This window comes from Pedobacter sp. HMWF019 (assembly GCF_003061025.1).
Taxonomy (GTDB): domain Bacteria; phylum Bacteroidota; class Bacteroidia; order Sphingobacteriales; family Sphingobacteriaceae; genus Pedobacter.
Window position 1 is genome coordinate 1 of sequence record NZ_QAIL01000535.1, and the last position, 6635, is coordinate 6635.

A 6635-nucleotide genomic window follows, 5' to 3' on the forward strand; every position below is an offset into this window, starting at 1 on the left:
GGAAATTAGAATGAAAAACTTATTTAAATTTGGCTTTTTAGCTTTAGCATTATCTTTATCAGTAGCAGCTTGTAACTCAGAAAACAAAGCTAAAGGATCTGACACTACTACAACTGATTCTTCAACTATCGTTACTGATACTAACAAAGTTGATACTACTGTTAAAGCTGCTACTGACACAGCTAAAAAAGATACTACAGTTAAAACTACTACTACTAAAACTGAAGTTAAACACTAGTCAAACTTTAATTTTTAAAGAAAAGGCTTTGGGAATCACCCAAAGCCTTTTTTTATGCCCCAAACCCTTAATAATCCCTAATTTATGTTACCTTTGCGGCTGTAAAAACTTCTCAATTACATGAATTTATCTCCACTTCAAGCTATATCTCCAGTTGACGGACGTTATAGAAACACCACTAAGGACCTGGCAAGCTATTTTTCAGAATATGGCCTCATCAAATACAGGGTTTTTGTTGAAATAGAATATTTCATCGCACTTTGCGAAACCAATTTGCATGGTTTAACCGCTTTTGACAAAAACAACTACACAAAACTGCGTGCCATTTATGAAAATTTCGGAGAGCTTGATGCGACAGAGATTAAAAACACAGAGAAAATCACCAATCACGATGTAAAAGCTGTAGAATACTTCATCAAAAGCAAATTCGATCAGCTTGGATTGCAGGATTTCAAAGAATTTATCCATTTCGGATTAACTTCGCAAGACATTAACAATACGGCTATCCCCTATACTTTTAAGCTGGCCTTAAATGAGGTGTATTACCCAAACATTGCAGAGTTGATCAGTAAATTAAAAGCACTGGCCACAGAATGGGCAGATGTTCCTTTATTGGCCCACACACATGGACAGCCAGCTTCTCCAACCAAATTGGGCAAGGAGTTCCTGGTTTTCGCAGAAAGACTGGACATCCAGCTAAACAACCTCAAAAATATTCCCAACAGCGCCAAGTTTGGAGGTGCTACCGGAAATTTTAACGCGCACCATATCGCCTACCCTTCTATCAATTGGGTAGATTTCTCCAATCATTTCGTGAATGAGATCCTCGGACTGAGCCGTGCACAACACACTACACAAATTGAACACTATGATCAGTTTGCAGCACAATGTGATGCCTTAAAACGCATCAACAATATCATTATTGACCTCGACAGAGACATCTGGGCTTATATTTCCAAAAACTATTTCAAGCAGAAGATCAAAGAAGGAGAAGTTGGTTCTTCTGCAATGCCACATAAAGTAAACCCTATTGATTTCGAAAATGCAGAAGGCAATGCAGGAATTGCAAATGCACTGTTCGAATTCTTTGCCGCTAAACTTCCAATCTCCCGTTTACAAAGAGATTTAACAGATTCCACAGTATTAAGAAATGTTGGTGTTCCTGTAGCACATACCCTGATCTCCATCTCGTCTACTTTAAAAGGCTTAAACAAAATCCTGTTAAACAACGAAGCCATAGCTGCAGACCTGGATAACAACTGGGCCGTGGTGGCCGAAGCCATTCAGACCATTTTACGCCGTGAAGCCTATCCAAATCCATATGAGGCATTAAAAGACCTTACCCGGACCAATCAAAAGATCACCGCACAAACTATGGCCGTATTTATTGATGGATTGAATATCAGTGCTGAACTGAAGGAAGAATTAAAACAGATCACACCATTTAATTATACAGGCGTATTTTAAACAGCAGCTTTAATTAGAATCTGTTTAAATTAATGACCTAAAACAGACATCATAAACTGAAATTGCATCACTAATTAATTATTTTTGTAGAAAAAAAAGACAATGACTATCAACGTATATACAGAGCAAACTCCAAATCCTGCTACAATGAAATTCATGGTCAATAAATTATTGATCAATGGCAGTGAAGATTTCGCAACAAAAGAGAGTGCTGAACATTCCCCATTTGCAAAGGAATTGTTCAAGTTCAATTTCGTTAATGGTGTATTTTTCGCCAGCAACTTTGTGACCATCACTAAGGCTGAAGATACAGACTGGGCTGATATTGAACCCATCCTTAAAGAATTTGTAAAAGGCGCTGTAGAATCGGAATATAAAATTAAAGAAGAAACTACAGAAGCGGTTAATTTTGAAGGTACAGAACTGGAAATTAAGATTCAGCAAATCCTTCATGATTATGTACGCCCCGCTGTAGAACAAGACGGTGGTGCCATCACGTATAAATCATTCGATGAAGGTGTGGTGACTGTAGAACTGAGAGGTTCATGCAGCGGATGCCCTTCCTCCACCATCACTTTAAAATCAGGTATCCAGAATCTGTTGCAAAGAATGGTACCAGAAGTGAAAGAAGTTGTTTCAGAAGCACTATAATTCATAGAATAAAACATAAAAAAGGCCGGTTTCTGTAAAAAGAAACCGGCCTTTTTTATGCCATTATATATCCTTAAGCGTTAAAATGATTCCTCATCGCTTCTAAAAGTTCTGCATCAATCAAGCTATTGGTAGCCAGAATCTCCCTTTTTTCTATAAATTCATCGCCACCGCTAAAATTCATTATGCGGCCACCAGCCTGTTGCACCAGGTAAGCACCACCAGCTACATCATAAGCATTCAGATTATACTCAAAAAAAGCATCAAATCTTCCACAAGCTACATAAGCCAGATCAACCGCCGCAGAACCAATCCTTCTTAAACCATGGCATTTCTGCATCATATCAGAAAGCAAAGCCATATACTGAGGCTGCTTATCAAACTGATAATAAGGAAAGCCCGTTGCCAGCAAACTTTCAGACAACGAAGGCCTGGAAGAAACCCGGATCACTTTATTATTCAAATAAGCTTCACCACCTTTATAGCTATAAAACATTTCCCCACGATTGATCTCATAAACCACCCCTATTACAGGCTGATCCTCTTCATACAAAGCAATACTGATCGAATAAGTCGGAATACCATGGATAAAGTTAGTTGTCCCATCCAAAGGATCAATGATCCAGTTGAACACCTCCCCTTTGCTGTTTACCGTCTCTTCTTCTGTTGTAAAGCCAGCTCCTGGCAATAGTTTAGACAAATTGTACACCAGTTGCTGTTCAGCAGTCTTGTCTACATAAGAAACCATATCGTTTAATCCTTTAAACTCAACGCTCCTTGCATCAAAGTTCATAGATTCTTTTCGTATAAAATTACCAGCCAAACGCGCTATCGCGATCACCTTGGTACATAACAATTCGTAATTCAATCGCTTTCTATTTAAAGGGCTGCGTCTTTTTCTTTATTTTTAACCGAAAAGATCACCAGCGCCAAACCACCAATAAACAACAGGGACGAAATCAGTTCCGCCTGTGTAAAAGAAATTCCAGCCACATGATACCTGGAATTTACCCGGATCAGTTCTACAAAGAAACGTTCTACCCCATTCATCATTAAGTAAATGCCAAACATCATTCCCGGAAACTTAATCCGGTCCCTAAGCTTCCAAAGAATCAGGAACAAAATGAAACAAACAATAACCTCATAAATAGGCGTAGGATACACCGGCAAAGGCAATACATTACAGAATTTCCCTGTACAACCTGGTATAGGAACACCTTCCATAGCCACATTGTTTGGATAAGTATAAGCCCAAAGCCAGTCAGGAAGCCAGTTAAAAGGCTTAGGGTGGGTGTTTACAATTCCCCAGTCCCCGTCACCAGACATATGACAACCAATCCGGCCAACACTATAGGCCAGCATCATACCAGGCCCACCAACATCCAGCATATGCAAAGGCTTAATGCCGTTCTTGTTGGCAATATAAATAACCGCAGCACCACCACAGATCAATCCGCCATAAAAAGTCAAACCACTAAAAGACAGCAAACCACCAATAGGATCCTGGATAAAAGTATCCCAGTGCTCCAGGTTATCAAAAATCTTCGCTCCTAAAAAGCCCCATACGGCTGCCCATACAATCATATGGCCCATCAACTGGTAAGGATGCTCTGTTACCTGTATCGTTTTGGGCTGAGGCAGTTTATGTTTACCTTTTTCCTGGTGATCCCAATAAGCAAACAGACCAGCAAAAAACAAACCACCCAGGATATTCCCTTTGGTCGAAAGCAGCACCGTTTGGGCATCACTTACAAAAAGATGGTAATTTAATAAAGCATAAACCAGTTTATAACCGATCAGGAAACCAAAAATTCCGTTGTAGATCAGCTCCTGTGTTGTTGCAGGTTTACCAATTACTATATTTTTAATTCTTGCATGTAAGATCCCCAGAGCCTCTTTTCGCTGCAATTCCTTTGTAAAAGCCCAATATCCGGCAACAAAAGCCAAGGCAACAAAAACACCAAAAGTATTAAAAGGCAAAGGAACCTGAATACCAAAAAGGTATTCTATAAAATGCGATACAGTAGGAAACATACGTATAAAAAAGTTTAATGCGAATATAGGATTAATGCGCTAAAACTTGTTCGGTTTCTGTAACTTCTACCTCACCCTCGGCTGTTATAGCCACCAGATGAACAGATTTGATTTCATTGACCATTACCGGATCATACTTAGCCCTTACCTTTACGTAGTTTTTAGTAAATCCATGCATAAAACCGCTTTTCTGATCATCTTCAAAAAGCACTTCACCTACAGATCCAAGCTGTGACTCATAAAAAGCCCTTCTTTTCTTTTCCGACAGGATGTGCAACATCTTGTTACGGTCTGCACGTGTACTTCCCGCAACACGGCCTTTCATTTCTGCAGCCGCTGTCTGCTCCCGCTCAGAATAAGTAAACACATGCAGATAAGAAATATCCAGTTCATTCAAAAACTGGTAAGTATCTAAAAAGTCTTCATGAGTTTCCCCAGGAAAACCAACAATCACATCCACGCCGATACAGCAGTTCGGAATCAGCGCTTTAATGGTAGCCACCCGTTCTGTATATAATTCCCGTTGATAGCGTCTCCGCATCAAACCCAATATTTTATTGGAACCCGATTGCAAAGGAATATGAAAATGCGGAACGAACCGCTTTGAACCCGCTACAAAACGAATGATCTCGTCACTTAAAAGGTTAGGTTCAATTGAAGAAATCCGGATCCTTTCTATACCTTCTACTTCATCCAGGGCTTTCACCAGGTCAAAGAATTTATCTTCCCGCTGCCCGTTCCTGATACCAAAATCGCCAAGGTTCACCCCCGTAAGTACAATCTCTTTCACCCCGCTTGCCGCAATCTGCTGCGCCCGGTTTACCACATTCTCAATGGTATCACTCCTGCTGCCACCTCTGGCCAAAGGAATCGTACAATACGTACAAGGATAATCACAACCATCCTGAACTTTCAAAAAAGTACGGGTCCGGTCACCAATAGAATAGGCCGCTATAAAATTATGATTAACTTTTTCTATATTTTGCTGATGAACAACCGCTTTAGGTGCCTTAGTCAGGTCAGAAATAAATTCAACAATCCTGAATTTCTCTGCCGCGCCCAATACCATATCCACCCCTTCAATCTCTGCAATCTCTGTCGGTTTCAACTGTGCATAGCAGCCAACTATAGTTATATATGCATTTGGAGAATACTTTAATGCTTCCTTCACCACCTTCCGGCACTTCTTATCTGCATGATCGGTTACCGAACAGGTATTGATCACATAAACATCTGCGCCCGCAGTAAAATCTACGACGGCATATCCGGCATCGGTAAATAAACGCCCGATCGTTGAAGTTTCAGAAAAATTCAACTTGCAGCCTAAAGTATAAAATGCAACTTTCTTCATTAGTTATTGTTATTGGCCTTTAAAAGACCAGGCTTTCAAAGCCTGCAAAGATACGGGTTTCGAATGACTTATACAGAACCAAAGCTTTGGAGGATTGTAAACTTTATATAAAAATCAATCGTTCCAGCGGTAACTGTCCTGCTCCAGGCCAGCCAGATCCACTACGCGGCTCACCACCGTCTGTGCAACCTCTTCTATAGTTTGAGGTATACTATAATAAGAAGGATTAGCCGGACAGATGATCCCGCCTGCTTCAGTAACCGTTTTCATATTATTAATATGGATCAGGCTGAAAGGCGTATCCCGCACCACAGCGATGAGTTTTCTCCGTTCCTTTAAAACCACATCTGCCGCACGGGTAATCAAATCGTTTGAGATCCCCTGCGCAATCCGTCCCAAAGTACCCATAGAACATGGAACAATGATCATCGTATCATATTTTGCAGACCCGGAAGCAAACGGGGCATTAAAATCCATTTTGGAATAGAACTCAAAAGGATAATGGTCATAATCTTCATTTCCCAGCTCAAAACGCCAAACCTCTTTTGCATTATCAGACATCACTACACCTACCTTCTCTACCTGATCGGATAAAAGTTTAAGATTCTCTAATAAAAGCCTGGCATAGATGGAACCACTGGCTCCTGTAATTGCAATAATGATTTTTTTCTTTTTCATGGACCCGATAAAGATACGAGCTTAAAAATAAAAAAGGGTCGAATAAATTAATATCCGACCCTACATCTACCTATGAAAAACATACCCTCGAAAGGGTAAGCCCAAATGTAATTATCTTTTCTTGAATAAAGAAAGTTTAAACATTCTTTTTTTTATAATTTTTAATAATTCTTTTCGCTACGGAATTTTGGTCAAAAAAATTAATCTCCCTGAACC

The 6635-nt window shown here is 39.9% G+C and carries 7 protein-coding genes; 3 read left to right on the forward strand and 4 right to left on the reverse strand.

Features of this window, described 5'->3' with window-relative positions; translation table 11 throughout:
* The 3 genes from DBR11_RS26430 to DBR11_RS26440 form a co-directional block, all read left to right on the forward strand.
* On the forward strand, positions 1-238 hold a 238-nt coding region (locus DBR11_RS26430; RefSeq protein ID WP_369974461.1), incomplete at its 5' end, for a hypothetical protein.
* Between the two features lie 120 nt (positions 239-358).
* Entirely contained in the window at positions 359-1705 is a 1347-nt protein-coding gene (gene purB / locus DBR11_RS26435; RefSeq protein WP_108555562.1) for an adenylosuccinate lyase, read from the forward strand.
* A gap of 102 nt (positions 1706-1807) precedes the next feature.
* Complete coding sequence (locus DBR11_RS26440) at positions 1808-2356, forward strand: NifU family protein (protein ID WP_108555563.1); 549 nt, start codon at positions 1808-1810, stop codon at positions 2354-2356.
* 73 nt (positions 2357-2429) lie between these two features.
* Here the strand turns inward: DBR11_RS26440 and DBR11_RS26445 are convergent, their stop codons facing one another.
* The 4 genes from DBR11_RS26445 to DBR11_RS26460 all read right to left on the reverse strand — a co-directional run bounded on the left by DBR11_RS26445 (position 2430) and on the right by DBR11_RS26460 (position 6419).
* Positions 2430-3224, reverse strand: a complete 795-nt coding sequence (locus DBR11_RS26445; protein ID WP_108555564.1) for an inositol monophosphatase family protein — start codon at positions 3222-3224, stop codon at positions 2430-2432.
* Between the two features lie 11 nt (positions 3225-3235).
* Entirely contained in the window at positions 3236-4390 is a 1155-nt protein-coding gene (locus DBR11_RS26450; protein ID WP_108555565.1) for a prolipoprotein diacylglyceryl transferase, read from the reverse strand.
* 31 nt (positions 4391-4421) lie between these two features.
* Positions 4422-5741: a tRNA (N(6)-L-threonylcarbamoyladenosine(37)-C(2))-methylthiotransferase MtaB gene (mtaB, locus tag DBR11_RS26455; RefSeq protein ID WP_108555566.1), complete on the reverse strand. Its 1320-nt coding sequence runs from the start codon at positions 5739-5741 to the stop codon at positions 4422-4424.
* Positions 5742-5855: 114 nt separating this feature from the next.
* Complete coding sequence (locus DBR11_RS26460) at positions 5856-6419, reverse strand: UbiX family flavin prenyltransferase (protein ID WP_108555567.1); 564 nt, start codon at positions 6417-6419, stop codon at positions 5856-5858.
* Positions 6420-6635: the final 216 nt, after the last annotated feature.

Coding starts and splice junctions, on each gene's coding strand:
- DBR11_RS26450 (WP_108555565.1), bottom strand. CDS start 4,390: ATGTTTCCTACTGTATCGCATTTTATAGAATACCTTTTTGGTATTCAG.
- mtaB (WP_108555566.1), bottom strand. CDS start 5,741: ATGAAGAAAGTTGCATTTTATACTTTAGGCTGCAAGTTGAATTTTTCT.
- purB (WP_108555562.1), top strand. CDS start 359: ATGAATTTATCTCCACTTCAAGCTATATCTCCAGTTGACGGACGTTAT.
- DBR11_RS26440 (WP_108555563.1), top strand. CDS start 1,808: ATGACTATCAACGTATATACAGAGCAAACTCCAAATCCTGCTACAATG.
- DBR11_RS26460 (WP_108555567.1), bottom strand. CDS start 6,419: ATGAAAAAGAAAAAAATCATTATTGCAATTACAGGAGCCAGTGGTTCC.